Origin of the sequence: Longimicrobium sp. (assembly GCF_048594345.1) — a bacterium.
Taxonomy (GTDB): Bacteria; Gemmatimonadota; Gemmatimonadetes; order Longimicrobiales; family Longimicrobiaceae; genus Longimicrobium.
The window spans coordinates 16,033-41,414 of record NZ_JBMDXM010000253.1 but is presented as its reverse complement, the minus strand read 5'-3'; the positions used below and the strand labels follow the sequence as shown (position 1 = coordinate 41,414).

The 25,382-nt window shown below is 69.6% G+C and carries 25 protein-coding genes and 3 tRNA genes; 16 read left to right on the top strand and 12 right to left on the bottom strand.

The genetic code is table 11. The features are described from left to right. Window positions 1-145 precede the first annotated feature (145 nt). From ACOJUJ_RS27085 to ACOJUJ_RS27050, 8 genes are all read right to left on the bottom strand, one after another. Window positions 146-1,444: an RtcB family protein gene (locus ACOJUJ_RS27085; protein WP_420130056.1), complete on the bottom strand. Its 1,299-nt coding sequence runs from the start codon at window positions 1,442-1,444 to the stop codon at window positions 146-148. Continuing rightward, the gene (locus ACOJUJ_RS27080; RefSeq protein ID WP_420130055.1) at window positions 1,425-1,967 is read right to left on the bottom strand and encodes a hypothetical protein; all 543 of its coding nucleotides are present in this window, start codon (window positions 1,965-1,967) and stop codon (window positions 1,425-1,427) included. Before ACOJUJ_RS27080 ends, ACOJUJ_RS27085 begins: the two co-directional genes overlap by 20 nt. Before the next feature lie 444 nt (window positions 1,968-2,411). Then, window positions 2,412-2,732 (bottom strand): hypothetical protein, encoded by a 321-nt coding sequence (locus ACOJUJ_RS27075; RefSeq protein ID WP_420130054.1) that lies wholly within the window; start codon window positions 2,730-2,732, stop codon window positions 2,412-2,414. Window positions 2,733-2,866: 134 nt separating this feature from the next. Continuing rightward, entirely contained in the window at window positions 2,867-4,510 is a 1,644-nt protein-coding gene (locus ACOJUJ_RS27070; protein WP_420130053.1) for a TROVE domain-containing protein, read from the bottom strand. A gap of 847 nt (window positions 4,511-5,357) precedes the next feature. Beyond that, window positions 5,358-5,487, bottom strand: a tRNA-OTHER gene (locus ACOJUJ_RS27065). Between the two features lie 60 nt (window positions 5,488-5,547). Beyond that, window positions 5,548-5,674: transfer RNA gene (locus tag ACOJUJ_RS27060), tRNA-OTHER, on the bottom strand. Window positions 5,675-5,696: 22 nt separating this feature from the next. Beyond that, a tRNA-His gene (locus ACOJUJ_RS27055) sits at window positions 5,697-5,772 on the bottom strand. A gap of 721 nt (window positions 5,773-6,493) precedes the next feature. Next, window positions 6,494-7,618, bottom strand: coding sequence for a hypothetical protein (locus tag ACOJUJ_RS27050; protein WP_420130052.1), 1,125 nt, complete (start codon window positions 7,616-7,618; stop codon window positions 6,494-6,496). A gap of 523 nt (window positions 7,619-8,141) precedes the next feature. Here ACOJUJ_RS27050 and ACOJUJ_RS27045 point away from each other — a divergent pair. From ACOJUJ_RS27045 to ACOJUJ_RS27035, 3 genes are read left to right on the top strand one after another with little or no spacing between them, the layout of a single operon-like run. Continuing rightward, window positions 8,142-9,875 (top strand): monovalent cation:proton antiporter-2 (CPA2) family protein, encoded by a 1,734-nt coding sequence (locus tag ACOJUJ_RS27045; RefSeq protein ID WP_420130051.1) that lies wholly within the window; start codon window positions 8,142-8,144, stop codon window positions 9,873-9,875. Further along, window positions 9,872-10,369: a cation:proton antiporter regulatory subunit gene (locus ACOJUJ_RS27040; protein WP_420130050.1), complete on the top strand. Its 498-nt coding sequence runs from the start codon at window positions 9,872-9,874 to the stop codon at window positions 10,367-10,369. The genes ACOJUJ_RS27045 and ACOJUJ_RS27040 overlap by 4 nt, the downstream gene beginning before the upstream one ends. A 3-nt stretch (window positions 10,370-10,372) precedes the next feature. Further along, the gene (locus ACOJUJ_RS27035; RefSeq protein WP_420130049.1) at window positions 10,373-11,635 is read left to right on the top strand and encodes a cation:proton antiporter; all 1,263 of its coding nucleotides are present in this window, start codon (window positions 10,373-10,375) and stop codon (window positions 11,633-11,635) included. A gap of 378 nt (window positions 11,636-12,013) precedes the next feature. On the opposite strand, the gene ACOJUJ_RS27030 is transcribed toward ACOJUJ_RS27035, so the two are convergent. Then, entirely contained in the window at window positions 12,014-12,472 is a 459-nt protein-coding gene (locus ACOJUJ_RS27030; RefSeq protein WP_420130048.1) for an arginine repressor, read from the bottom strand. A gap of 78 nt (window positions 12,473-12,550) precedes the next feature. Beyond that, a complete protein-coding gene (locus ACOJUJ_RS27025; RefSeq protein WP_420130047.1) occupies window positions 12,551-12,940 on the bottom strand; it encodes a hypothetical protein in 390 nt (129 codons plus the stop codon). Window positions 12,941-13,001: 61 nt separating this feature from the next. Between ACOJUJ_RS27025 and ACOJUJ_RS27020 the strand changes: the two genes are divergently transcribed. The 3 genes from ACOJUJ_RS27020 (at window position 13,002) to ACOJUJ_RS27010 (ending at window position 15,830) form a co-directional block, all read left to right on the top strand. Next, a complete protein-coding gene (locus ACOJUJ_RS27020) occupies window positions 13,002-13,274 on the top strand; it encodes a hypothetical protein (RefSeq protein WP_420130046.1) in 273 nt (90 codons plus the stop codon). Between the two features lie 33 nt (window positions 13,275-13,307). After that, on the top strand, window positions 13,308-13,934 hold the full coding sequence (locus ACOJUJ_RS27015) for a class I SAM-dependent methyltransferase (RefSeq protein ID WP_420130045.1): 627 nt from the start codon (window positions 13,308-13,310) through the stop codon (window positions 13,932-13,934). Between the two features lie 150 nt (window positions 13,935-14,084). Beyond that, entirely contained in the window at window positions 14,085-15,830 is a 1,746-nt protein-coding gene (locus ACOJUJ_RS27010) for a lamin tail domain-containing protein (RefSeq protein WP_420130044.1), read from the top strand. 477 nt (window positions 15,831-16,307) lie between these two features. Here ACOJUJ_RS27010 and ACOJUJ_RS27005 read toward each other — a convergent pair whose 3' ends face one another. Beyond that, a complete protein-coding gene (locus tag ACOJUJ_RS27005) occupies window positions 16,308-16,883 on the bottom strand; it encodes a hypothetical protein (RefSeq protein ID WP_420130043.1) in 576 nt (191 codons plus the stop codon). Window positions 16,884-17,049: 166 nt separating this feature from the next. Between ACOJUJ_RS27005 and ACOJUJ_RS27000 the strand changes: the two genes are divergently transcribed. Genes ACOJUJ_RS27000 through uraD form a run of 4 tightly spaced genes read left to right on the top strand, consistent with a single transcriptional unit; the run spans window position 17,050 to window position 20,238 of the window. Beyond that, window positions 17,050-17,310: a hypothetical protein gene (locus ACOJUJ_RS27000; RefSeq protein ID WP_420130042.1), complete on the top strand. Its 261-nt coding sequence runs from the start codon at window positions 17,050-17,052 to the stop codon at window positions 17,308-17,310. Window positions 17,311-17,318: 8 nt separating this feature from the next. After that, window positions 17,319-18,719, top strand: a complete 1,401-nt coding sequence (gene allB, locus ACOJUJ_RS26995) for an allantoinase AllB (protein WP_420130041.1) — start codon at window positions 17,319-17,321, stop codon at window positions 18,717-18,719. After that, a complete protein-coding gene (gene alc, locus ACOJUJ_RS26990; RefSeq protein WP_420130040.1) occupies window positions 18,716-19,726 on the top strand; it encodes an allantoicase in 1,011 nt (336 codons plus the stop codon). Before allB ends, alc begins: the two co-directional genes overlap by 4 nt. Further along, entirely contained in the window at window positions 19,723-20,238 is a 516-nt protein-coding gene (gene uraD / locus ACOJUJ_RS26985) for a 2-oxo-4-hydroxy-4-carboxy-5-ureidoimidazoline decarboxylase (RefSeq protein WP_420130039.1), read from the top strand. Before alc ends, uraD begins: the two co-directional genes overlap by 4 nt. Before the next feature lie 413 nt (window positions 20,239-20,651). Here the strand turns inward: uraD and ACOJUJ_RS26980 are convergent, their stop codons facing one another. Then, entirely contained in the window at window positions 20,652-21,254 is a 603-nt protein-coding gene (locus ACOJUJ_RS26980; RefSeq protein WP_420130038.1) for a hypothetical protein, read from the bottom strand. 733 nt (window positions 21,255-21,987) lie between these two features. Here ACOJUJ_RS26980 and uraH point away from each other — a divergent pair. The 6 genes from uraH (at window position 21,988) to ACOJUJ_RS26950 (ending at window position 25,295) form a co-directional block, all read left to right on the top strand. Continuing rightward, complete coding sequence (gene uraH, locus ACOJUJ_RS26975) at window positions 21,988-22,317, top strand: hydroxyisourate hydrolase (protein ID WP_420130037.1); 330 nt, start codon at window positions 21,988-21,990, stop codon at window positions 22,315-22,317. 16 nt (window positions 22,318-22,333) lie between these two features. Continuing rightward, on the top strand, window positions 22,334-23,530 hold the full coding sequence (locus tag ACOJUJ_RS26970; RefSeq protein ID WP_420130036.1) for a urate hydroxylase PuuD: 1,197 nt from the start codon (window positions 22,334-22,336) through the stop codon (window positions 23,528-23,530). 76 nt (window positions 23,531-23,606) lie between these two features. Continuing rightward, the gene (locus ACOJUJ_RS26965) at window positions 23,607-23,768 is read left to right on the top strand and encodes a hypothetical protein (RefSeq protein ID WP_420130035.1); all 162 of its coding nucleotides are present in this window, start codon (window positions 23,607-23,609) and stop codon (window positions 23,766-23,768) included. A 102-nt stretch (window positions 23,769-23,870) separates the two neighbouring features. Continuing rightward, window positions 23,871-24,104, top strand: coding sequence for a helix-turn-helix domain-containing protein (locus ACOJUJ_RS26960; RefSeq protein WP_420130034.1), 234 nt, complete (start codon window positions 23,871-23,873; stop codon window positions 24,102-24,104). A gap of 59 nt (window positions 24,105-24,163) precedes the next feature. Continuing rightward, window positions 24,164-24,907, top strand: a complete 744-nt coding sequence (locus tag ACOJUJ_RS26955) for a hypothetical protein (RefSeq protein ID WP_420130033.1) — start codon at window positions 24,164-24,166, stop codon at window positions 24,905-24,907. Between the two features lie 73 nt (window positions 24,908-24,980). Further along, the gene (locus tag ACOJUJ_RS26950) at window positions 24,981-25,295 is read left to right on the top strand and encodes a DUF2007 domain-containing protein (RefSeq protein WP_420130032.1); all 315 of its coding nucleotides are present in this window, start codon (window positions 24,981-24,983) and stop codon (window positions 25,293-25,295) included. Window positions 25,296-25,382 lie beyond the last annotated feature (87 nt).

Below are 25,382 nucleotides of genomic sequence, written 5' to 3'. Positions count from 1 at the left end.
CCGGCCGCGCCGCCGCGGTCCGGGTCGGGCGGGGGCTAATGGGACTCCGCCCCCCCCCGCCCGCCACCCCCGCCCCCCCCAGTGGGCCCGGGCGGGCGGGGATGACCCGGTCACCCCCGCACGGACGCACTCCCGAACTTTCCCGTCAGTCCTTGTACGGGTCGATCTCTCCCGCGCCCGCCATCACCACGATCAGCGGCTGCAGCGTGTGCTCGACGTTGATCGTGGGTCCCTGCGCGTCCAGCACCTTGGTGAGGCGCCGGTAGGCCTGCGGCGCCTCGTCCAGGCCGCCGCCGCGCAGGATCACGCCCTTTTTGCCCAGCCACTCGCCCACCATCTCGCGGTTGATGCGGCCGGGTGTGATGATGCGCCCCGTCTTGCGGTGCACCTTGCCCGCCGCGGCCGTGCGGCTCATCACGCGGCCCGCGCCGTGGACGGTGGAGAACAGGGCCTCGCGCTGCAGCGCCGCCGTTTCCTCGTCCGCCGCGGTCGCGCCCTGGACGATCACCGCGTCGTCGCCCATGGACCCGCCGATGAAGCCCTTCTGCCCCGGGAACGCCGGCGTGGCGCCCTTGCGCACCACCACGTACTCGTGCTCCTCGCCGGTGGAAAACGCGTGCGTCTCCTTCCAGGCAAAGTTGTGGTGGTTGTGCACCAGCTCCAGCTCGGTGCCGCCCAGCAGCGAGACCACCTTGCGCGCCACCCACTCGCGCCCGGCGTACGCGTACTGACCCGCCAGCTCCATCAGCTGCCAGTAGTCGTGCCCCAGCGGCTGCGCCAGATCCAGCAGCACCTCCTTTTCCGGCGCGCGGCGGCCCCAGTCCAACCCCTGCCCCAGCGCAAGGAAGTCGCTGGCGATGGTGTGCCCCAGCCCGCGGCTGCCAAAGTGCACGCCCACCCACACGGCGCCGTTCTCGTCGGCGAACACGTCCACGTAGTGGTTGCCGCTCCCCACCGTGCCCAGCTGGCGGCGCGCCTTGTCCTGCAGCGTGTCGCGGTAGCCGCCCGTGTTGGGGATGGCGTACCAGGCGTGGTCCAGGAACAGCGGGTGGTCCACCGGCGCGTCGTCCGCGTTGTTCTTGCGCCCGATCCCGAACGAGATGGTGGACTGGATCTCGTCCGCCAGCTGGTTGGCCTTACGGTCGCTGGCGATGCGGTGCGGGTTGCGCCGGATCTCGTCCAGCGCGAGCCCGCGCGTGATGTCGGCCACCGTCAGGTCGGTACGGATCGCCGCGTTTCCACAGGCGATGTCGAAGCCTACCGCGACGACAGACACCTGGTTGTCGTACGCCGCCACACCGCCGATGGGCATCGTGAAACCGACGTGCCCATCCGCGAGCAGCGCCGCACGCTCCGCCTTGCGCGAGACGTTGACGATCTGGTCGATCGCCGTCCCCTCGTGCTGGCCGAACATGACCGTCTTGTCATTCAGTCGCTGAAACATCGTCTTGGTCTCCCATCCCCAGTAACGTCCGGATCGCCTGCTCCACCTCGGGTGGTGCGTCGCGGATCTGCGTTTCCCAGAATGCAGCAAATCGATAGCCCTGCTGCTCAAGCCAGGCTCGTCGGTCTGCGTCTCGCGCCCACTTCTGCCCCGCCGTCAGGTGCAGCGATCCGTTGTATCGCTCGGCCGGCCACGGCGCGGGATTGCAGTGCCAGAAGTCGCCATAGCACTCGATGATCGTCGAGCCGATCATGAAGTCGACGTTGTAGCGGCCGATCTGCACGTTCTGCCGGAAGTCGACCGCCATTCGGTCCAGCATCGCGGCGACCAGCGACTCGATCCGCGTTTTCTGGTTCTTCTTGTTGTGTCGCTGCCCCGCGGCGATGAACGCCTCCAGGTGCCGCGCCTTTTCCTCGGGCGAGCGCCGCGCCCACTCCTCGCTGCGGCGGCGGCTCAGCAAAGCGGGATCCGCGTGCCCACCGCGATAGGTGGATGAATCACGCAGAGCCGCCGCTTCCTTCATCCGCGCACGCGTCTCCGCATCGTGCCGCTTCCCGAAAAACGGGTTCGCCTCACCCGAGCGCTCGCGGCACTGTACGCACCGATCCCCGCGCGACTTTCGGAACAGCACCTTTCCACACCCTGTGCATCTTCGGCCCGATCGCCCCATCCATCGCGGGTTCTGCTCCATCGGCCGGCTGATGGAGCTCCGTACGTCCGGGTCCATCAGATCGGCGTGCGGATGCCGGGCCCGGTACTCGCCCGGGCTCAACTCGCAGCACGCTCGCAGATGCGGGTAATTGATGCTCCGTACCTGCCTGCCACACTCCAGACAGAACATAGGCTGTCAACCCGATCTCTTGTTGCCTTCCCCCAGGCGGACTTCGTGCCCTTCCAGCCGCGCCTGCGACCGCCGGACGCCGGGCCGGCCCACTCGCGTGAACCGGTCCACCCGTCCTCATCCATCTCAGTACTCGTCGGCATCCCAGCGGCGGTCGGTGCGCTCTTCCTTGTGGCGCAGGTACTGAAAGTCGCGATCCCTCGTCCGCTGCAGCTCGGTGCTCTCGGCGATGGACTCAATGCGGTCGCTGCGCACCCAGGCGCGGCTGCCGTTCAGGTCCACGAACTTGAGCCAGTCCGGCCGCTTGCGCTTTTCCAGCGCACGCCCGATGCGGGCCGCCGTCTCCGGCGACACGTACCAGGTACCGTAGCGGGCGTTGACCTCGTAGTAGTCTCCCGGCCCGGGCCGCTGGTCCGGCGTCTCGGCCTTCTTCTTCAGGTCCTTCATCAGGGTTCCGTCGTTCCGTTCGGTAGATCAGGGGAACCGCGGCGCCCGGCCGCGGCCCCGAAAAGGGTTCACGATTTCCAGGACGGGTCCGGCCCCCACGGAGGGGCACGGACCGGCGTTCCGGTCCGTGCCCTCTACCGCGCGAAGTCGGCGATCAGCTGCGGCGCGGCGGCGTCGAAGCCCACCACGTCCAGCATCCCGGCGTCCTGTGGGTCCGCGATGCTGAACCCGTTGGACGCCATCGCCACGACCACCAGCTTGGCGGCGATCCCCATCCGCTCCCGGTACCGTCGCAGCGCCTGCGACGGGTGAATGCTCCCCGCCCAGGTCTCGTTGTCCGTGTAGACCACGAACACGTCCACCGGCCACCGGTTCTTCTCGGCCTCCAGCATGGGCAGCGCGCAGTCCGTCCCGCCGAACGGGATGTTGCTGATGGACCGCACCACGTCGTCTAGCCGCTGGCGGGGGCTGATGGACAGCCCCGTCAGCCCGGTGCTGAGCCCCGCGTGCATGGACGGGTGGCTCCCCGCCGTAAACGCGGTGAAGAAGTGGTCCGGCTCGGTGGCCGCCGTCACCAGCGCCATCGCCGCCGAGGCCTCGCGGCAGCTCAGGTGGTCCATCCCCAGCACCCGCGCGGCCATGGAGCCGGACACGTCCAGCGCCAGCATCAGCCGCCGGTTGGCCGGCCGCACCGCGCCAAAGGCCAGGTAGAACGCCGCATCCAGCGCGTCCACCACCCTGGCCACCGGCGTCCACGTGCCGGTTCCGCGCACGCCGCGCCCGGAGGCGTAGGTGCGCAGCGCGCCAAGCACCTGCACCGGGTGCACGCGCGCCTTGCGCAGCGCGTCCGCATCCGCGATGCGCTTGGCGATCTGCCGCGACGCGCTGCTCCCCGGCGCCACCAGCCCCACGCGGGTCATGGTGGCCAGGTTGCGGATGAGGGCGGTGAGCGGCATCTCCTCCAGCAGCGCCTCCCAGACCACGGGGTGCGCCAGCAGCGGAGTGGGCACCATCTCGCGCGTAAGCCGGTTGTCGCGGATGATGTTGGCCGCCTGCCGCGGATTCATCTCCACGTCCGCGTGCAGCCGGTCGGCCGCCCGCACCAGCGCCAGCGCGGCGCCCTCGCCCTCCACCGGCGCGCGGGTCTGCGACGCCGCCCGGGCGAACAGCGCCCGCTGCTCGGCCGTCGCCGGCCGGGGGTGCGCCAGCCGCAGCGCGTCGCGGTGGCTCCACCCGTCGCGCGACGGGTACTTCAACAGCTGGTACGCCAGGTCGCGCGGGGCCTTCCGCAAGTACCAGCCGGCCACGGCGCGCCGCACGCCGCGCCCCCAGCCGCGGAAGCCGCGCACGAACTGCAGCCAGTGGAACAGGTGCGTTCCGGTCCGCGCCACCCGCGGCAGCACGGCCAGCGCCGCGGCGCGCGTGGGCTCGTCGCCCAGGCCAGCCGCCATGGCCAGCACGAACAGCGCGGGGTCGTTCCTGGGCGCGCGTCCGCTCTCGCTCATCTCGACGACGCGGGCGACCACGCGGGGGCCGTCCTCCGCCAGACAGTCGGCCACGGCGTGCGCGTTCTGCAGGGTGAGCTTGCGCTCGCCCACGTAGTACGTGCCGCCCTCGCTGCCAAGGACAAGAAACCGGTCCAGCCGGTCCCACTGGTTGATGGCCCAGGCGTACCCGCCCGCCGAGTTGGGCACCTGCCCGGAACCCGGGACGGGCTCCGACTGCGGCGTGAGCATCGCCCGGACGCGGGTCGCAAAGTGCCTGGTGAAATCCAGCATGTTCTTCTCGCCCTCCTTTCCGGGCTGAGAGTGGATGATGTGCCGCGGCGGCGGATGATCCTGCCTCGCGCGGGGTTTACCACGGACGCTTTTCACACGTCACGAGGTCCGATAACCCGAACGATTCGACCCGCCGCCGCGGCGGGGTTTTCCGGCCTTCCGGATAAGGTGCTCCGTCCGGTGTTTCTCCGAGAACTGCATGGATCGGAGTCGGTTGACAGTCGATAACCGGACGAGTTCGACCCGGAGGGCCGGACCTGCGTGAAGCGCGCGCCGGTGCGGGGCTCGAACCCGCGGTGACCAGGTAACCCTCCACCTTCGGCCCGCGCGCGGCGGGCAAGGTACGGAGAGGGATTCACGCCGGTCGCGGCTCCCGTGCTTGGGACTGCCTGATGAATGGACTGCCATGAAAGCGGGCACGGGCGGATAAGGATTCAGCTCGGCTCCCGGTTCGCTTGTTCCGGGATCGGTTTGGAGCGATAACCGAGACTGTGCGACCCACCCGTGCTCCCACATCGAACTGCGCCCGCCGGTGCCCCTCCCCGCTCGTTCCTCGCGGAGAGGGGAGCATTCGATCGCGCTTCGACCAACCCTGGCCGATGCGAATCGAATCGCGCCTGTTACCGCACTGCAGTGGACCTGGCGGGATTCGAACCCGCGACCCCAGGATCGAGTTAAAGTCGATAACCCTCGGCCACCGGCCCGCGGGTGTGATCCCGCGGACAAAATCCGGCGAGGCGGCGCTCTGCCAGGCTGAGCTACAGGCCCAATGCTTTCCTGCTTCTACGCGTCATGTATCCTGCCCGCAATTCCCTATTCCCTATTCCCTATTCCCTCGATCCGTGACGGCGCCCGGCGGGACTCGAACCCGCGACCTCCAAGGTTAGCCGTTAAGCCTCACGCGTCGGCCCGCGTTTGGGCGGGCAAGGAGGTGGCGAGGCGCTCCTGGCGCTCTATCCGGCTGAGCTACAGGCAACCATCCCGAATCATCCATCCAATCCACCCGCCGATCCCGGCGGATGCCCCGCAAAATCCGGAATGCCCGGCGGGATTCGAACCCGCGTCCTCCGAGTCCCGTTAAGCGTCCACCTGCGGCCCGCGCGTGGCGGACAAGGTGCGGCGGAAGCGTTTGCTCGGTGCTCCACCAGGCTGAGCTACGGGCATTCCAATTGTTCGTGCGGCACGCTGGGGTGGCCGGGGGGAATCGAACCCACCGCCTCCGGAGTCACAGGCCGGCGCTCTGGCCGTTGAGCTACGGCCACCATCATCCAGCGTTTGCATCGGTTGGCCGGCGGGAACGCTTCGCCCCTGCGCAGGGGGTCGCGTTTGTCCACCCACGTCGGAGCTTGGCGCCCCGCCGGCCCTGCACTACCGCAATCTGCCTCCGCGAATCATCCCATCCACCTCCCGCGTGTCCCGGAAATGAAGCTCACGTGTGTCGGAAAACGAAAATCGCCCCGCCTGCGTCGGTGCGCGGGCGGGGCGAATGGTGCGTCGCTCCCTGTGGCTCGTGGAATCACGCCCCTCTAAGGGCGCGCCACGGTCCTCCCGCGCTGTCTGTACCGCCGGTCCTGCCCGATCGAACGACTCCAATGCCCCGCGATTCTGGCCGTACCGAGCCCGATTTTCGCCGATGCGGCGGCCGTGCCGGCACCCGCCGGCGTAATGCCGCCGCCGAGCGTTCCAGGCTCCACCGCGCACGACGGCCCCATGCCGGAACGGGCCATGGCGGCCTCCGGGCGGGCGTGTCGGGCTTCGTGGAAGGAGCGCTGCATCGTGGTTCGGTTCGCCGTTCGGTCGTGTGCGTCAGAGGGCGGGGACGATCCCCGCCGCATCAAAAACAAAAAAGCCGCGTCCTGATGCCGCCGGGCCACGGTGGTTCCGTGGTCCGGGGCCGGTCCTGTGGACCGGTGAACATCAGGGACGCGACTCCCAGGGCGGGGAGTGTAATCGACTCCCCGCAGGTTTGTCAAGGGCTGGTTTTCAGCCCACCGCGGCGGCGCTCTCGTCCCGCTGCGCGGCCGGTGAACCCGATTCATCGGCCGAAACGGACGCATCCGGCTGTGGCACAACGTCTTCCGGGGCGCTCACCAGCACCATCGCCTGCACCTTCTCCACCTCTGGCGGCGCGGCGGCCGCGGGCGGCGTGTTTCGGGCCGTGGGGGCGTCGCTTCCGGAGGGGACCAGGCCGGCCACCACGTCGCGCAGCTGCGCCGTCGCTTCTTCCGCCGAGGCGCCGGCGGCCAGGCGCTGCTGGATCTGCACCAGCTGCCCGGCCACCGCCATGCGCCCCTGCGTGCTTTCCTCGGCCGCGCGGGTGACGGCGAACTTTTCCGCGGCCAGAACCTGCTCGCGCGTGCCGCCGCTGAAGATGGACTCCAGCGCCTCGACCATGCGGGTAAGGATGCGGTACACGGCGGACGCCGAAAAGCCGCCCAGCAGCGCGATGGTGGGCGGGCCCAGCGCCTCGGCACCGGTGTCGGCGGTCGTGTCGAGGGGCACCAGTGCCACCAGGATAAAGCCGGCCACCACGCCCAGGAAGAACTTTACCCAGTACGAGGCCGCCTCGTCCGGGTCGTACGTGCGGCTCACGATCTGGTCGTTCAGCTGGAACAGCATGGCGAACGACGCGCCGATCCCCGCCGCCGAAAGCCAGAAGATGCGCTCCAGGATGATGCGCAGGATCAGGTACGGGTGCTGGTTGCCGAACAGGGTGATGTCGGGGTGCGCCTCGACCAGCTGCAGCACGCTGAGCAGGATGAACGTCACCACGCATGCGCCGGCCACCTTGACCAGGTCGCGCACCTGCTTTACCGGGCCCAGCGAGCTCCACCGGCTGGTCTGCGCCACGTCGTAGTCCAGCAGGTGCAGCGTGCCGGGCTTGGCGGGCGCCACCAGCCGCGAAAGGCGCTCGTGGGTGCTGGCCAGCGTCACCATGTCCACGGGCTGTCCGCGTTCCAGCGCCGACTCAAACTGGTCGGCGGCCTGCACCACGGACGCGGGAACGCGCGTGCCGTTGGTGATCAGGTGGCGCACCATGGCGCACGATTCGCGCACCAGCTGTTCCTTTAGGGATGGCACCGGGGGCGCCGCTGACGTCTTGGGCATGGACCTGCCGGGGAGGGAGGATGGCGGACAGCGGGAGGGGAATCCCTTCATTCTAATCGGGTTGCGCCATCTGGTAAACACCAGTGGCACAAACTGTGTGGATCTGCGGCTTCTCGATCTCGGGCGTGCTTCGGCGAGGCCGGCGCAGGCCCCTTCCCCCGAAACTGCCGTGGGAGGTTGGGCGTGAGGCCGAGATCAGCGGCGGTTCGGCGGGGTGGTGAGCCGCCCCTCCCAGCCCTCACCCCACAGCCGCGTGGCGAAGGGAGAACGGCAGATGATGCTGGTCGTGGCGGGATCGAAATTCTCCCCCCCTCTCCCGCGCAGTTGTGGGATAGGGGCCGGGGTGATGGATCCGCGCAACGCGACGCCGTAGAACCGTCCTCACACGCATCCTTCCGAAACACCCTCGAACCGCGCCCGCGGCGGCCGAACGCGGAGCCACCGCGTTGTGCGAAGCCTGTACGACGCCTTATGCTAGTCCGCAGGCATCCGCTCCTCCCAGCAAGGAACCACACGCGCCACCATGGAAGAGGCGCACCTGCTCAGGCCCGTCCTCGTCATCCTCATCGCGGCGATCGCGGTGGTGTCGCTGTTCCGGCGGGTAAAGGTGAGCCCCGTGGTGGGCTACCTGTTCGCCGGCGTGCTGATCGGGCCGCACGGGCTGGGGCTGGTGACGGACGTGGAGGCGGTGGAGGCGCTGGCGGAGTTCGGCGTCGTGTTTCTCCTTTTCGCCATCGGGCTGGAGCTTTCCATCGGCCGGCTGCTGGCCATGCGCCGGCACGTGTTCGGGATGGGGACGCTGCAGGTGGCGCTGTCCGCGGTCCTCATCACCGCCCTGGCGCGGCTGGCGGGGCTCACCACGGCGGAAGCGCTGGTGCTGGGCGGGGCGATGGCGCTCTCGTCCACCGCGGTGGTGATGCGCACGCTGCAGGAGGACGGCGCCGTGCACGGCCGCGCCGGGCGGATGGCGCTGGCCGTCCTGCTTCTGCAGGACCTCGCCGTCGTCCCGCTGCTGACGGTGATCCCGCTGCTGGGCGCCCAGGGCGGATCTCTGCTGCGCGAGCTGGGGATCGCCACGCTCAAGGCGGCGGCGGCGCTGGGGATCATCATGGCGGCGGGGCGCCTTTTGCTGCGCCCCGTGCTGCGCGGGGTAGCGGCGGCGCGCACGCCGGAGCTGTTCACCGGCATCACCCTCTTTTTGGTGCTGGGGGTGAGCTGGGCCACGGCGCTGGCGGGGCTGTCGATGGCGCTGGGCGCGTTCCTGGCCGGACTGCTGATCTCTGAGACGGAATACCGCCACCAGGTGGAGGCCGACATCGCCCCCTTTCGCGGGCTGCTGCTGGCGCTGTTCTTCATGGCGATCGGGATGGGGATCGACGTCGGCGTGCTGGCCGGCAGCTGGCACGTGGTGGGCGCCGGTGTGCTGGCCGTGCTCGCGGCCAAGGCGATCGTGGTCGCGGGACTGGCGCGGGCGTTCGGGCAGCCGTGGGGGACGGCGGTGTTCCTGGGATTCGCCCTGTCGCAGGCGGGCGAGTTCGGCTTTGTCCTCGTCACCCTGGCCACGACGGCAAAGGCGCTGTCCGCGGAGACGGGCGAGCTGGCGATGCTGGTGATCGCCGTTTCCATCGCCGTGACGCCGCTGCTGATGCGCGCGGGGCACGCTGCGGCGCGGCGCGTGCACCGAACGGCGGACGCGGACGCCGAGCTTGCCGGCGACGCCCGCGACCTGCGCCGCCACGTGCTGATCCTGGGACTGGGAAGAGTGGGCCGGACGGTGGTGCAGCTGCTGAAGACGACCGACCGCGCGTACCTGGCGCTGGACCGCGACGCCGAGGCGGTGGCCGAAGGGCGGGCGCGGGGGATCGCCGCCTACTTTGGCGACGGCAGCCAGCCGCAGGTGCTGCGCGCCGCCGGGGTGGAGCGGGCGTCGGTGGTGGTCATCACCCTGGACGACACCGCGTCGGCCTTGCGCGCGCTGCACGCCATCCGCGCGGAGGACCACGACGTCCCCGTCATCGCGCGGGCGCGCGACACGGCGCAGTGCGAGATTCTGGAAGGAGCGGGCGCCACGGCCGTGGTGCCCGAGCTGGTGGAGGGGAGCCTGCAGCTGGGCGGACGCCTGCTGCTGGCGCTGGGCGAAGCGGAAGACGCGGTGGAAGCGGCGCTGGACGAGATGCGCCGTGACCGCTACCGTCTGCTCGCCGACACGCAAAAGCGGGACGACGCGGCCGCCGCCGCAACAGGGGAGAGCGAATGAACGTACAGGAGCACGACCTGCCGGGCGTGGGAAAGAAGTTCGCCTGCACCACCAACGAGGGTGACCGGCTCACCCTCATCATCCACAACACGGGCCACCGCGAGCTCTACTTCTTTGAGCGCGGTGAGGACTTTCCCACGCAGGCGCTGCGGCTGGAGGACGCCGAGGCGCGCAAGCTGGGCGCGCTGATGGGCGGCGCCTACTTTCAGCCCGCCGTGGCGGAGTCGATGGAGATGGTGCTGGGCCAGCTGTCGGTGGACTGGCTGCCGCTGCAGGCCGGCTCGCCGCTGGCGGACAAGACGCTGGCCAATACGCGGATGCGCGAGCAGACGGGCGCCAGCATCATCGCCATCATCCGCGGTGGCGAGGCGCAGCCTAACCCGCAGCCCAGCGAGATGCTGCGCGCCGGAGACACGCTGATGGTGATCGGCAGCCGCGACCAGGTGCGGCGCGCCGCCGAGGCGGTACGCGGGGGCCCCGCCCGGGGCGGCTGACCGGTGCACGGCGGATTTCTCCTGGGCGCGGGGGCCGTGCTGCTGGCGCTCGCGCTGGCCGGCATGGGCGCGCGGGTGCTGGGGCAGTCGGTGATCCCCGCGTACATCCTGATGGGCATGGGGCTGCGCGGCGCGGAGCTGGACGAGCACCTGGTGGAGGTGCTGGCCACGCTGGGCGTCGTCCTCCTCCTTTTCTTCATGGGGCTGGAGTTCTCGCTGGGCGCCCTGCTGCGCAACCGGCGCCGCATCGTCCGCGACGGGTCGCTGGACCTGCTGGTCTGCTTTCCCCCCGGCCTGGCCGCCGGACTGCTGCTGGGATGGGGATGGACGGGCGGGCTGCTGCTGGGCGGCGCGCTCTACGTGTCGTCCAGCGCCATCATCGCCAAGGCGACCATCGAGATGCGCCGCTCCGCCAACCCCGAAACGGAGTCGGCGCTGGGCGTGCTGGTGTACGAGGACCTGGCGATGGCGCTGTTCCTGGCGCTCATGTCGGGCGCGGTTCTGGCGGCCAATCCCAGCGCCGGCACGGTGGTGCTGGGGATGGGGCGCGCGCTGCTGTTCGTGGGCGTGGTGACGGCGGCGGCGCTGCTGGGGCGGCGAGTGCTGGAGCGCGTGTTCGACATCGAGAGCGACGACGTGTTCCTGCTTTCCGTGGGCGCGCTCGTCCTGCTGCTGGCCTGGGCCGCCATCGGCGCGGGGCTGTCGGAGGCGATCGGCGCCTTCCTGGCCGGCCTGGTGCTTTCGGAAACGGACCACCGCGAGCGGGTGCAGCGCCTCTTTCTGCCGCTGGAGGGCCTGTTCGCGGCGATCTTCTTCCTGGCGTTCGGCCTGTCGGTGGATACGGGCGCGCTGCTGCAGGTGTGGCCGGTGGCCCTGGCGCTTACGGTGGTGGGGGCGATCGCCAAGGTGGGCGCCGGGTGGTGGATCGGAAAGCTCAGCGGCCATCCGAACCGCGCGTCGCTGTCGCTGGGATTGACGCTGGTGCCGCGCGGCGAGTTCTCGGTGCTGCTGGCGGGGATTGCGGCCACCGCGGGGCTGGCGCAGGTGAGCGCGGCGATCGCGGGGTCGGTGCTGGCGCTGTCGCTGCTGGGCACCGTGGGGATGCGCTACGCCCCCGCCATCTCGCGCCGCGTCTTTCCCCGCCGCGCCACCAGCCTGGCCGAGCGCGGCTTCCGGGCGGACCTGGCCATGCACGACGCCCCGGTGCCGGCCGCCGCGCCGGCGCGTCCCGAGCGGCCGTGGGAGGGGGACCAGCGGTCGAGGTGAGGGTGTGAGGGTGTGAGGGTGTGAGGGTGTGAGGGTGTGAGGGTGTGAGGGTGTGAGGGTGTGAGGGTGATGGCGGAAAGGATGGCGCGACCCGCGGGGGCCCTCTCCCCCGCCAGGCCTTTCGCTCGTTCCTCGCGACGGCTGGCGACCCCTCCCCCAACCCCGGGGGAGGGGTTGTGTAGCCGCCGGATCGGCGCGATGCGGCGAGCTGCGGAGCGCCCTGGGATGGGAAGCCTCCACGCGCACTCCCATAGGCCTTCACTTCCAGGCCCGCCAATCCGCGAAGGCGGATTTCGTGTGGTTGTTGCCCGCGAATTTATTCGCCCTTCCCGGCCTTGCTCCGCCCCACCCCCATCACACCATCACACCATCACACCCCTACTCCCCCCGCCGGTCCGCGATGGCCTCGATGCGCGAGACGATCGTCTCGCGGTGGTCCGGGCTGCGAAGGACGATCAGGATGGTGTCGTCGCCGCCGCTGGTGCCTACGATCTCCGGCCACCCCTCCGCGTCGATGGCCACCGCGATCGGCTGCGCGCCGCCCACCAGCGTCTTGAGGATCAGCAGGTTGCCCACGCCGTCCGCGCCCACGTAGAGCGCGGGGAGCAGGCGCTGCAGGTTGGGCCCCTGCTCGGCGCCTCCGGCGGGGATCACGTAGCTGCTTCCGCCCTGCTCGTCGGGCGCCTTGACCAGCCCCAGGTCGCGGATGTCGCGGGACAGCGTGGCCTGCGCCACGTCGATGCCGCGCTCCAGCAGCGCCTCGCGCAGCGCCTCCTGCGAGGCGATGCGGCGGGTACGGACCAGTTCCAGGATGGCGGCGTGACGGGGCAGCTTCACAACGGTTTCGCTCGATGAGGGAAAGAAGACCAGGCGCGCGGCGGTACGCTCTGCGCGGGAGCTACGCCGGATCGGGGTTCACGGATGGCGTGCCTTGCGGAACAGCCGCAGGTACAGAAGCCACGGGGTCACCTGGATGAGCGTGCTGATCAGGGTGACCGCCGCGATCACCGCGGCCGACTCGGGCTCCGGACCCGCCCGGTCCGCGGCCGTGCGCCACATCACCAGCATGGCGCCGCACAGCGCCACGATCATGGCCACGCTCAGCCCGCGGATGCGCGCCGCCGCGCCGCGGTGCCCCCACAGTGCCAGCAGAGCCAGGATCAGCAGCGCCGCGTTCCCCAGCACGTGCACCAGGTTCACCAGCGCGTTGGCGTCCTGCATCTCCCGCGAGTGCGAGGGGCCGCGCTGCGCCACCCAGACGATCGTCAGCACCCCCAGCACCAGCGCCGTGGCGATTCCGGCCATCGGCTTCTCCCCGGCCAGGTTAGCGGGGGATGAGGATGTGCCCATCGGCCGACCGCAGTGAATGCACGCGGGCGCCCTGGTGGAAAGCTCGCCGGCGCAGTCGGGGCAGGTGACAAGCGGCATCGGCGGGAGCAAATCTCCGCGCGAGGGGTCGGTGGACGGGTGGACCGAAAACGTGCGGCACGGAATATACGTGTGGCGGTACGGCCCGGCGCAACGTACCCTTCCGTCGCGCGCGGCCCCGCGGCCGGCTTCAGCAGGCACCCGGCACGGGGATGCTGTTACCGGCGCGGGCGCGGCGTGGCACGCGCGGAGCACCGGCACCGCGCCCTGAATCACCGATCCACGACGACACGAGAGGTAGCCCGTGCCCAGTCGCACCAAGCAGCCCGTAAACCGCCAGCACCCGATCCTGCTGTTCTCGCGCAACTTCATCAAGCATCCCAAGATGCTTGGTTCCGTCATCCCCAGCTCGCGGTTTCTGATCGAGCAGGTGCTCAAGCCGGTGGACTGGGAGCGCGCGCGGGTGTTCGTGGAGTACGGGCCCGGCGTGGGCACCATCACCCGCCACGTGCTCAAGCGGATGCACCGCGACGCGCGCATCGTGGTGCTGGAGACCAACAAGGACTTCGTGGAGTACCTGCGCGCCGCCGTCCCCGACCCGCGGCTGGAGGTGGTGCACGGCTCCGCGGCCGACGTGTCGCAGGTGCTGGCCGACCGCGGCCTGGGGCAGGCCGACTACGCCATCTCCGGCATACCGTTCAGCACCATGCCGGCCGAGGTGCGCGAATCCATCGTGCAGAGCACGCGCGACGCGCTGCGGCCGGGCGGCGCCTTTCTGGTCTACCAGTTCTCCAGCAAGGTGCGGGCAGACCTGGAGCGCGTGTTCGACAGCATGCAGGCGAGCTTCGAGCCACTGAACGTGCCGCCCGCGCACGTCTTCGTTTCGCGGGTGGGGCCGGCCAGCGGCAACGGGGCGGCGCGCAGGGCGTGACCTGATCGAGACGGACGGAGACTGGCGGAGCGGCGGGGAACACGATACGTTCTCCGCCGCTCTTTGTGTCCAACGCCGGTTCTGCTGACGATGGCTCGTGGCCCTCCGCCGCGCGCCTCCCTCCGCCGTTCATCGATCCGAGGTGCCCGCATGATCCGTCTTCGTCCCCGCCACGGCGCGCTGGTGCTCGGCGCGCTCCTGTCCGTCGCTCTTGCCGCCTGCGACACGCAGCGCGCCGCCCACGGCGGCATTACCGCTCCGGACGCGCCCGCGCTGGCCGTGGTGCCCGCCAGGGGGACGGCCGCTACGCTGGACGTGGCCAGCTGGAACATCGAGTGGTTCGGCAGCACCGGCAACGGGCCCAGCAACGAGCCGCTGCAGCTGAGCAACGCCAAGGACGTCATCATCGGCACCGATTTCGACATCTGGGGCGTGGCCGAGATCACCGACCAGGCGGCGTGGAACAACCTGGAAAGCCAGCTTCCCGGCTACACCGGCTTCCTCGCGGGCGAGTCCGTCGTCACCGGCGGCTCCGCCTCGTACGGGGCCACCGAGCAGAAGGTGGGCGTGCTGTACAAGAGCTCGGTCGCCTCGCTGGTGAGTGCCAAGATCATCCTCACCGCGTACGACACCGACTTCGCGGGGCGGCCGCCGCTGGAAGCCAAGCTGAACGTGACGCTGAACGGCACCATGGAGCAGGTCGTCGTCATCGTCCTGCACGGCAAGGCGTTCAACGACGTGGCCAGCTGGCAGCGGCGGCTCAACGCGTCCAACGCGCTCAAGTCGTACCTCGACACCACCTATCCCACGCAGAAGGTGATCGTCGTCGGCGACTGGAACGACGACGTGGACACCAGCATCACCTCCGGGCAGGCGTCGCCCTACCAGAACTTTGTGAGCGACGCGGCCGACTACGCGTTCCCCACCCGCGCGCTGTCGCTGGCCGGCGTTTCGTCGACCACCGGCTACGCGGACATGATCGACCACCATCTGACCACCAACGAGCTGTTCGCCACGCTCGTCCCGTCGTCGACGGAAGTGTACCGGGTGGATTCGTTCATCAGCAGCTACGACGCGTCCACCAGCGACCACTTTCCCGTGCTGAGCCGCTACACCTTTGGCAGCGGCGGCGGAACGACGCCGGCGGTGCAGGTGACCTCGCCCAACGGCGGCGAGTCGTGGTCGGGCGGCAGCGCGCGGACCATCACCTGGACGTCGGCGGCGGTGACGAACGTCAAGCTGGAGTACACGCTGAACGGCTCCACCTGGAGCGTGATCACGGCCAGCACGCCCGCCGCCGCCGGCAGCTACGCCTGGACGGTGCCCAACACCGCCACCACGGCGGCGAAGGTGCGCGTGACGGACGCGGCCAACGCGGCGCTTACGGACGCGAGCGACGGCGCGTTCACCATCACCGTCAGCTCCACGCCGGCGCAGGTGATCCTGAACGAGATCATGGCCAACGAGGCGGGAAGCAACACCGCGCTGGAGTTCGTGGAGATCGTGAACGTGGGCGGCACGGCGATCGGGATCGGCGGCTGGACGCTGAGCGACGGCGCGGGCGTCAAGCACACCTTCGCCTCCGGCACCACGCTGAACCCCGGCCAGGCAATCGTGGTCTACGCCGGCGCGTCCGGCATCCCCGCCGGGCTGACCAACGCCGTCGCCGCGTCCACGGGCTCGCTGGCGCTGGGCAACAGCGGCGACTCGGTGATCCTGAAGAACGGGGGCACCACGGTCACCAGCTACACCTATTCGTCCTCGCTCAGCGGCACAGACGGCGTGTCGATGAACCGCAGCCCCGACGTGTCGGCGACGGGCAGCTGGGTGCTGCACACGGCCGTCAGCTCGCTCACGTCGTCCGGCGGCAAGCGCGCCAACGGCACCGCGTTCTAACGGCGGTACGAAAGTACGAGGGTACGAGGGTACGAGGGTACGAGAGTACGAAAGTACGAGGGTACGTTTTCGGTTGATGCAGACCGGCCCCGGCGCTTGTCGAAGCGCCGGGGCCGGTCTGTTGTGCGTTGTCGCAAGGTCGCAAGATCGAACTGCGTCCCCCGGCGGCCCCCTCTCCCGGCCTCTCCCCCAACTTCGGGGGAGAGGTGACGCGCACCGGCGGTGCAGAGCGCTCCGGCAAGTCCGGCGCGAATGCAGCCTGTCGAAACGGGATCGAATTTCTCCCTTCCCCCACGCAGTTTGTGGGGGAAGGGCCGGGGATGGGGGGCGGCCTACCATCCCGCACCATACCACCCGAAAACGCACCATCCTCGGCCTTACGCCAACCCCGCCCCCGAAGTTGGGGGAGGGGTCGCCAGCCGTCGCGAGGAACGAGCGAAAGGCCTGGCGGGGGAGAGGGCCCGTCCGACGCGGAAATCAGCCCGCGGATTCCGACTCCCCCGCCGTCTCCGGCTCCAGCACCTCGCCGCCCAGTGCGCGGATGATCTCGTTCAGCTCGGGGTTGCCGTCGATCACGTAAACTACGCCGGTGATCTCCATCACCTCCGGGAGCGGCGTGCCGGGCGCGGGCGCCCCGGACAGCGTCAGCAGCCCCGCGTGGTCGGTGCCCAGCTCCAGCTCATCCGCCGAGCCCAGCATCCCTTCCGACACCTCGCCGCGCATCTTGCCGCGCTTGATCTTGGTCCCGTTCGGCAGCCGCACGCCGCTGCGGATCACGGGGTAGTATCCTCCCGCCACCACGTTGCTGGCGCCGGTGACGATCTGCAGAGACTGTTCGGTCCCGTCGTTCACCACGCAGACCTTCAGGCGGTCGGCGTTGGGGTGCTGGGTGACGGATTCCACCCTGGCGACGACGATGGGCCGCAGCAGCTCCGCCAGCGGCTCGATGCGCGACACCTCGAAGCCGGCGCGGCGCAGCGCGTCCGCCACCTGCTCCGGATCGGCGGAAAGATCGGGGACGCGGGACTTGAGAAGGATCTGGCTGACGTTCACGTACGCACTCCATCCATCGTTGCGGTCGATCGGAAGCCCCCAACCTATCGCGGCGAAGAGCCGTGCGGGAGCCCGGCTTGCCACGTTTGCGCGCGCGCGTGACGAGCGGTAAGCTGTGAGGTCCGAGAATCATCCCGATCCGTCCGTGTTTTCCGGAGATTTCCCCGTGGAGCAGGCCCAGAAGGAGCTGATCGAGCGGCATCTGCACGCCGCCCGCAAGATCATACACGACGCGCTCAAGCAGGCGCAGAGCCAGAACCTGAACCCCGCCGCCGTGGCGCAGGTGCTGGGCGAGAACGCGGTGATGCTGATGATCCGCAACTTTGGCCCCGACGCGGGAAAGCAGTTTTCCAAGAGCCTGAGCGAAGAAGCCGTGCGGATGGCGCACTTCTACGCCACCCAGCAGGGCAAGCCCAAGTCCGACTGACCCGCCGCATGCCTCCCTCCCCCCTCGCGCAACCCGACCTCGCCGGCCCCGCGGACTTTGCGCTGCGCGGCCGGCGCGTGGTGGAGGGCGGTGGCATGGGGCCGGCGGCGGTGCACGTGCGCGACGGCATCATCATCGCCGTCACGGCGTACGAGGACGTGCCGCTGGCCACGCCGCGCATCGACGTGGGCGACGCGGTGGTCATGCCGGGGCTGGTGGATACGCACGTCCACATCAACGAGCCGGGCCGCGCGGAGTGGGAGGGATTCCACACCGCCACGCGCGCCGCGGCGGCCGGCGGCGTCACCACCCTGGTGGACATGCCGCTCAACAGCATCCCCGCCACGACGAACGTGGTCGCGCTGGCCGCCAAGCTGGCCGCCGCGCGCGGCCGGCTGCACGTGGACGTGGGCTTCTGGGGCGGGGTGGTGCCCGGCAACGACGAGCAGCTGGAGCCGCTGTGGGACGCGGGGGTGCTGGGCTTCAAGTGCTTTCTCTCCCCCTCCGGCGTGGACGAGTTCGCCAGCGTGGACGAGGCGGAGCTGCGCACCGCGCTTTCCGCGCTGGCGCGGCTGGGCGCGCCGCTGCTGGCCCACGCGGAGCTGCCGGAGCCGCTGGCGCGCGCCGCGCTGGCCGTTGCGGAGCTGGACCCGCGCAGCTACGCCGTGTACCTGGCCAGCCGCCCGCGCCAGGCGGAGCAGCAGGCCATCGAGCTGCTGGTCCGCCTGTGCCGAGAGACGGGCGCACGCATCCACGTCGTGCACCTGGCAGACGCGGACGCGCTCCCGCTGCTGCGCACCGCGCGGGCGGAGGGGCTGCCGGTCACGGTAGAGACCTGTCCGCACTACCTGCACTTTGCCGCGGAGGGGATCGCGGACGGCGCCACGGACCACAAGTGCGCGCCGCCGATCCGCGAGGCGGAGAACCGCGAGCGGCTGTGGGATGCGCTGGGCGCGGGTGACATCGACCTCATCGTTACCGACCACTCCCCCTGCCCGCCGGAGATGAAGGGGCTGGACACCGGCGAATTTCTGAGCGCCTGGGGCGGCATCGCGTCGCTGCAGCTGACGCTGCCCGTCACGTGGAAAGGCGCGCGGGCGCGGGGATATACGCCCGTGCAGATGGCGGAGTGGATGTGCGCGGCGCCGGCGCGGCTGGCGGGGCTGGAGGGGCGAAAGGGGTGCATCGCGCCCGGTTGCGACGCGGACTTCGTGGTCTGGCACCCGGAGCAGGAGTTCGTCGTGGATCCCGCGCGGCTGCACCACCGCCATCCCGTGACGCCGTACGCGGGCGCCACCCTGCCGGGCGTGGTGGCGGCCACGTACCTTCGAGGCCGCAGGATCTACGACGGCGGCCGGTTCCCCAACGAGGGACCTACAGGTCGCACTCTCTCCCGCCATACGCGATGACCCCGTTTCAAGACCTGGTCGACCTGGCGTCCGAACGCTTGGGCGGCGCCGTGCTGCTGGCCAACGACGAGTTCTTTGCCCCCAAGGAGGCGCTGCTCAAGCCCGCCGCCGCCGAGTGGCGCGAGCACGAGTACACGGAGCGCGGCAAGTGGATGGACGGCTGGGAAACCCGCCGCCGCCGCGAGCCCGGCTACGACTGGTGCATCGTGCGTTTGGGGCTTCCCGGCGTCGTCCGGGGGCTGGTGGTGGATACGGCCTTCTTCCGCGGCAACTTTCCGGAAAGCTGCTCGGTGGAGGGATGCAACGTCTCCGGCACCCCCGATCCGCGGCAGATCGCGGACGAGGCCGAGTGGTTCGAGATCCTGCCCCAGTCGCCGCTGGAGGGGAACACCGCCAACCTGTTTCCCGTCACTGGCGACCGCCGCGTCACGCACCTGCGGCTGAACATCTACCCGGACGGCGGTGTGGCGCGGCTGCGGGTGCACGGCTGGGCTCAGCCCGCCTGGACGCGGTTCGCGCTGGGTGGCGGCGAGGTGGACCTGGCGGCGCTGGAGAACGGCGGATGGGTGCCGGCGTGCAGCGACATGTTCTTTGGCCATCGGCAGAACCTCATTCTGCCCGGCCGCTCGCTGTTCATGGGCGATGGATGGGAGACGCGCCGCCGCCGCGGCCCCGGCCACGACTGGAGCATCATCCGGCTGGGCGCGCCCGGGGCCATCCACCGGATCGAGCTGGATACGGACCACTTCAAGGGCAACGCTCCCGGCCGCGCGTCGCTGGAAGCGGTCCACGCCCCCGGCGCCACGGTTGAAGCGTTGACCGCGGAGGGCGCCGGATGGATGCCGCTGCTGGACGAAGTCCGCCTTCAGCCACACACGCGCCACAGGTGGGAAGACGAAGTGCGACCGATCGGTCCCGTTACCCACGCGCGGCTGAACATCTTTCCCGACGGCGGGGTGGCGCGGCTGCGGCTGTTCGGCACCTTTGCGTTGGCGCCGGGATCGTGAGAGGCCTGACGCGCCTGAACGCCCTTCCCGCCACGAAGGCGGAAGCGGAGCTGCTCACCTGCTGCGGGTCACGCGAGTGGGCGCACCGGGTGGCCGCGCTGCGCCCGTTCGCCAGCGACGACGCGCTGTTCGACGCGGCGGACGTAGTGTGGTGGGCGCTGGACCGCGAGGACTGGCTGCAGGCCTTCCGCAGCCATCCGCGCATCGGGGAAAAGAAGGCGGAGGCAGGGCAGACGGGTCGCGAGCAGGGCTGGTCGCGCGGCGAGCAGGCCGGGATGGACGCCGCCGCCGACGCCACCCGCCGCGCCCTGGCCGGCGGCAACCGCGTCTACGAAGAGCGCTTCGGCCACATCTACCTGGTCTGCGCCACGGGAAAGAGCGCCGACGAGCTGCTGTCGATCCTGACCGCGCGCCTGGACCACGAGCCCGAAGCCGAGCTGCGCGTCGCCGCCGGCGAGCAGGCCAAGATCACGCGCCTGCGCCTGGAGAAGCTGCTCGCGTCGGCGGAGTGAGGCGCCTCACCATTGAGCGGCTGAGCCGCCGCAAAGGCGGAAGCCGGCAGATTACGCACCGCGCCGTCTGCGCGGTTGGGCGCCGAAAGACGGCGAAAACGCTGGGTGCGTGCGCAACCTGCACTCCAACCTGATACCAAATCCGGCAAAACACCTCACCTCAAGTGCGACTACAGGAAACAGAGGTCAGGGTACAGAGGAACCGGGAACAGCCAGAGGAACAGAGGAGGAATGCGGATCACCTCTGTTCCTCTGGCGGTTGCCGGTTCCTCTGTACGTTCCGATGTTGTTTTTCCGGATTCGGTATGAGGCCCAATCCAGCAAAAAGCCGAGCAAACGGAGAGCAGAACCCCCGCCGGAATCTCTCCGGGCGGGGGTTTTCTCACCCTGAAAGGGTAAACGGCGGTTCCGCCTCAGGGCGTGGAGAAGCCCTGTCGTAGCGTGATCAGGATGTGCGCTTGCGCGCCCGCACCCGCTCCTGGTCCCACAGCCCGGATCATCTGGCCGGCGCACGTGATCTCTGTGAGCGGGACGGAGGTGTTTCCCCAGCTCAGGAGCGTAAGCGTGATTTGGCCTTGGGCGCTGATCGTCATCTGCACCCGGTCGGCGTGGGTCGCGGCGAACGGCTGAACGATCGTGGTGCGGACCGTAGTCAGCCGGTCGCTGAAGAGCTGCGTGAGCGTGCCGGACAGCACAAACGGCAGTCCTGGGTTCGGTGTGGCACCGACGGGCGTCACCAGGCGCACCAGGTTCAAACGGCCTTCCGCGTAAGCGACTGTGGTGCCGACACCGTGGGCCCTGCCGGGCTCGCCCGGGGACGTCGACACACTCCCGCCCGGCTGGTTGCTGACCAGGGTCGCCGTGATCCAGTACGTACCCGGCCCGCGCGAGCGGCGGTCGATCCAGTTGATGGCGCCCGTGGCGACCGGCTCACATGACTGGGCAATGGCCTGCGCCGGGCCGGCGGCGGTCAGCCCGATCGCGAACGCGGCGAGGAGGGAGCGGTGGAGGGGCATGGCGTCCTCTGCGGAAAGCGTGGACGACGACGGGCGGGTGCAGACCATCTGGGCAAGGCCGGTGCCCCCCGAAATTCCGCATTTCTGCACGCCTATTCGCCTGAACAACGGTCCGCGGAAGGGGCAGAGGTGCCCCACGACGGGACGCGCGTGGGCCACACCGAAGGTCGAAACATCGTATGTGGTGTTCCCGCGGAAGCGATCAAGACGGCCGAAGAGGTTGCTGAGAGGTGGAGCAACCGCACCACCTGCGGCTCCGCAACGATACCTGTGACTACCAGCCCGCACCGCGTGCGGCAAAACAGGTTTATCCAGGCTCGCAAGAATGGCTCTATCCCCGGTTTCGCCAAGGCGAAGGAGCGAACCATGAGAAAGGACGTGCGTTTCTTGCAACCCGTGTTCAAGTTGGCGAAGTTGCAGCGCGACGACGGTAACGTGCTCCTGTTCCGCAACCCTTGGAACGGGTTCCCCAATCCTTGGGGCGGACGAGCCCCTGCGACAGGAAATGAATCCGCGGCGTTTCCGCGGCTTCACAGCCTACTTGTGGAGGTACGCGCCTGACCGGCGCATGGCGATTGTGCTGGAACTCTGCCACGACACGCGGCGTCGCGTGAACAGCGTGCGTCAACTCGCGCGAAGAGGGTGCGCCGCCGGGGCGAGTTCGACAAGGTAGGTAAAACGCGCGTCACACCCCTTACGAGGCGCGCGATGCAGCATCATTCCCGGATCGAACATGAGCGGAATCACAACGCACGTGCTGGATACCTCGCGCGGACGGCCGGCAGCGGGCGTGCCCGTGCGCCTGGAGCGCGGCGCCGCGGTGCTGGGCAGCGGCCGCACCGACGCCGACGGCCGCCTGCGCGACCTGCTGCCCACGCACCTGCAGCTGCACACCGGCACGTACCGGCTGGTCTTTGAGACAAGCGTGTACTTTCGCGCGCAGGGCGTGGACGCGTTCTATCCGCACGTCTGCATCGACTTCGAGATCCGCGACGAGGGGCAGCACTACCATGTGCCGCTGCTGCTGAGCCCCTTTGGCTACTCCACCTACCGCGGCAGCTGACCCGCAGGACCACCTGATGAGCCCCGTCGCCAGAGAGCTGCTGGACCTGGTATTCCGCTGGCTGCACGTGATCGCCGGGATCATGTGGATCGGCAACTCCATGCTGTGGAACTGGATGGACCGCAACCTGGAGCCGTCGAAAGAGGGCACGGAGGGGATCCAGGGCGAGATCTGGCTGCTGCACAGCGGGGCGTTCTACTACGTGCAGAAGGACTCGCGGGGGTGGGACAGAACGCGGCCGCTGCACTGGTTCAAGTGGCAGGCGTACACCACCTGGCTGAGCGGCGCCGCCCTGCTGATCGTGGTCTACTACGCCAGCACCGGCGCGCTGCTGCTGGACGCATCGGACTCCGGCTTTAGCCATCTGGCCGCCGTGGGCATTGGCGTGGGCGTGGTGGTGGGCGGATGGATCGTCTACGACGCGGTGCGGGCGCGCGTGCTGGACCGCGCCGGCGCGGCGGGCGCGGCCATCGGGCTGCTGGCGGTGGTGGCGGTGGCGTACGGGCTGGCGCAGGTGTTCAGCGGGCGCGCGGCGTTCCTGCACGTGGGCGCCATGCTGGGCACGCTGATGGCCGGCAACGTGGGCCACCACATCATGCCCTCGCAGCGCGCGCTGGTGAACGCGGTGGAGAGCGGCGGCAGGCCCGACCCCAGGTACGCCAAACGTGCCAAGTCGCGCTCCATCCACAACAACTACATCACCTTCCCGGTGATCGTGCTCATGCTGAGCAGCCACTTTCCCGGGATCTACGGTCACCGGCTCAACTGGCTGCTGCTGGGCATCCTGGCGCTGGGCGGCGCGTCGGTGCGGCACATTCTGAACGTGCGCTTGGGATGGCCGCGCTGGAAGCCGGCGCTCGCCACCGCCATCGCGGGCACGCTGGCCGCGCTCTACCTGGTCGGCAGCCTGCGCGCCGGCGCCACCGTGGCGGAGGTCGAGGGTGGACGCCCGATGCGGTTCGCGGAGGCCAACGCCATCATCCAGAAGCGCTGCGCCGCCTGCCACAGCGCCAGCCCGGCGGACCTGACCTTTGGCGTGGCCCCCGCCGGCGTGGCGTTCGATACGCCCGAGCAGATCCGCACCCACGTGGAGCGCATCCGCGCCCGCGCCGTGGAAACGCAGACCATGCCGCCCGCCAACAAGACCCACATCACCCCCGAAGAGCGCGCCCTCCTGGGCCGCTGGATCGCCCAGGGCGCGCGGGTGGATTGATGACTATCGTTTGCGGCGACGAATCCAGCGGATTCAGCCCATGCGCGCTGACCCACGTCCTGACAGCATCACGCACTTGACGCAGATCGTCGCCAAATTCGAGGATAGCGTCGGCCGTGGGCGCATCCATCGGCAAGCAGTCGTCCGGCTCTTTGCGGTTGAACTCAATGGCGAGGCAGGCGATTGCCTCGAAAGCCCCAAAGCGCGCCGTCAAAATCTCCAGAGCACGCATTGGTGAGCAAAGGGTTTCGTTCTCTTCCGACGTGATCATCTCGTCTCTCCGCTTATGCACCCTGATAGTTGGTGGACACCGGCGCGCTTGGGGCGGTAGCGTCCGCGCATGTCTGACTTCGATTCCGATCCGCCCTTTGGCGCCGTGCTGCGCCGCCTTCGCCAGGAGCGCGGCCTCACCATTGAGGAGGCCGCCAAACGCGGTGACGTTACCGCCAACTACCTGGGCGACGTCGAACGTGGGCGGCGGAATCCAACCATGAAGGTCATGGCCCGGATTCTCGCCGGGATGCGCGTTTCTTGGAGCGAGTTCGCCGCAGTTCTTGAGGGGATGGAGGCGTGACCCCTTCCACCCTGATAGTTGGTTCAAGCTAACCGAACTTCCGCCACCGCTCAAGCCTCATGCGCACCCTACCCGGCCTTGCATCCCTGCTGTGCCTTCTCAGCGCCTGCGGCAACGACGCGGCGGAGGCGGATAAATCCGCCGCGTCCGCGACGCCGCGGCAGGTGACGTACGCGGAGTGCATGGCTGCCGCCGACCGCCAGCCCAGCCGCGCCGAAACCGTCGCCAGAGCCGCCGAGTGCATGCGGCTGCCCGATGCGCCGCCGCCGGGCTCCACCCTGCCACCCGGCACTCCGCCGCCGCCGGTCGGTGCGTTCGCCGATGCGGATACCGGGGCGATCAGCAGCGTGTACACGTCGCTGTCGGAGGAGGACTGCCGGATGACCAGCATGGACGAGGAATCGGGCAGCAGCAGCTCACGCTGTCCCGGCACGGCCGGGTACGCGCTGAACGCGCACGACGGCGACGCGCGGATATCCATCGACGTGGTGGCGCCGGACGGCAAGGTGCACGAGCTGAACTACTGGGGCGTGATCACGCATAACTTCTCCAGCCCGGGCCCGCGCGCCGAGTGGCGGATGAGGGGCGGCCGGCCCATCGCGCTCATCGTGCGGGTGAACGCGTCGGAGGACCCGGTAGACTCCTCGCGGCTCACCTCCTACCTTGCCGTCGCGAAGATCACCCCGCGCCAGGCCTGCGTCACCGACCGCATCGCCCCGTCGCCGACCGCGAACGAGCAGGCCCGCGCCGCCGCCGACCGCTCCGCCGGCCGCCCGTGCCTCACGGAGGTGCCGCAGGGCTAAGCCTTGTAACTTGCTGCACGTGCTGTACGTACGGCCCTCTGTTGGAGCAGGCTAACCACCACTGGAGATGCAGATGGATACGACGCCCGCGGACGAATGGGTGGTGCTGCGCAACTGCGACTACATGCACGAGGCCGAGTTGATCGTCGCCGAGCTGGACGCTGAGGGAATCGACACGTTTGTCCCCGACTCTCACATGGCGAGTATTCGTCCAGAGCTCAGCGGCGCCCTGGGCGGCATTCGCGTGCTCGTCCGCGCCTCGGACCTGGAGGAGGCGAACGAAGCATTGCTCGCCGCGGATGGCGAAGAGATCGTGGAGGGCGAGGGAGACTTCGCGGATGATGAATTTGCGGAAGGCAGGAAAGCCGTCGACGACTTTCTGGAGTGATGATGCAGCCCATCGCACGGCACCGGCTCCGCTGGGATCCGCGGCATCGATGAAAATCAGCCGCGCCAGAGCGTGTTCCGGCGGGGC

Excerpts from the sequence above, each read along its gene's own strand:
- ACOJUJ_RS27085 (WP_420130056.1), bottom strand. The coding sequence starts at position 1,444 with ATGTTTCAGCGACTGAATGACAAGACGGTCATGTTCGGCCAGCACGAG.
- ACOJUJ_RS27080 (WP_420130055.1), bottom strand. The coding sequence starts at position 1,967 with ATGAAGGAAGCGGCGGCTCTGCGTGATTCATCCACCTATCGCGGTGGG.
- ACOJUJ_RS27075 (WP_420130054.1), bottom strand. The coding sequence starts at position 2,732 with ATGAAGGACCTGAAGAAGAAGGCCGAGACGCCGGACCAGCGGCCCGGG.
- ACOJUJ_RS27070 (WP_420130053.1), bottom strand. The coding sequence starts at position 4,510 with ATGCTGGATTTCACCAGGCACTTTGCGACCCGCGTCCGGGCGATGCTC.
- ACOJUJ_RS27050 (WP_420130052.1), bottom strand. The coding sequence starts at position 7,618 with ATGCCCAAGACGTCAGCGGCGCCCCCGGTGCCATCCCTAAAGGAACAG.
- ACOJUJ_RS27045 (WP_420130051.1), top strand. The coding sequence starts at position 8,142 with ATGGAAGAGGCGCACCTGCTCAGGCCCGTCCTCGTCATCCTCATCGCG.
- ACOJUJ_RS27040 (WP_420130050.1), top strand. The coding sequence starts at position 9,872 with ATGAACGTACAGGAGCACGACCTGCCGGGCGTGGGAAAGAAGTTCGCC.
- ACOJUJ_RS27025 (WP_420130047.1), bottom strand. The coding sequence starts at position 12,940 with ATGGCCGGAATCGCCACGGCGCTGGTGCTGGGGGTGCTGACGATCGTC.
- ACOJUJ_RS27020 (WP_420130046.1), top strand. The coding sequence starts at position 13,002 with ATGCACGCGGGCGCCCTGGTGGAAAGCTCGCCGGCGCAGTCGGGGCAG.
- ACOJUJ_RS27010 (WP_420130044.1), top strand. The coding sequence starts at position 14,085 with ATGATCCGTCTTCGTCCCCGCCACGGCGCGCTGGTGCTCGGCGCGCTC.
- allB (WP_420130041.1), top strand. The coding sequence starts at position 17,319 with ATGCCTCCCTCCCCCCTCGCGCAACCCGACCTCGCCGGCCCCGCGGAC.
- alc (WP_420130040.1), top strand. The coding sequence starts at position 18,716 with ATGACCCCGTTTCAAGACCTGGTCGACCTGGCGTCCGAACGCTTGGGC.
- ACOJUJ_RS26980 (WP_420130038.1), bottom strand. The coding sequence starts at position 21,254 with ATGCCCCTCCACCGCTCCCTCCTCGCCGCGTTCGCGATCGGGCTGACC.
- uraH (WP_420130037.1), top strand. The coding sequence starts at position 21,988 with ATGAGCGGAATCACAACGCACGTGCTGGATACCTCGCGCGGACGGCCG.
- ACOJUJ_RS26970 (WP_420130036.1), top strand. The coding sequence starts at position 22,334 with ATGAGCCCCGTCGCCAGAGAGCTGCTGGACCTGGTATTCCGCTGGCTG.
- ACOJUJ_RS26960 (WP_420130034.1), top strand. The coding sequence starts at position 23,871 with ATGTCTGACTTCGATTCCGATCCGCCCTTTGGCGCCGTGCTGCGCCGC.
- ACOJUJ_RS26955 (WP_420130033.1), top strand. The coding sequence starts at position 24,164 with ATGCGCACCCTACCCGGCCTTGCATCCCTGCTGTGCCTTCTCAGCGCC.
- ACOJUJ_RS26950 (WP_420130032.1), top strand. The coding sequence starts at position 24,981 with ATGGATACGACGCCCGCGGACGAATGGGTGGTGCTGCGCAACTGCGAC.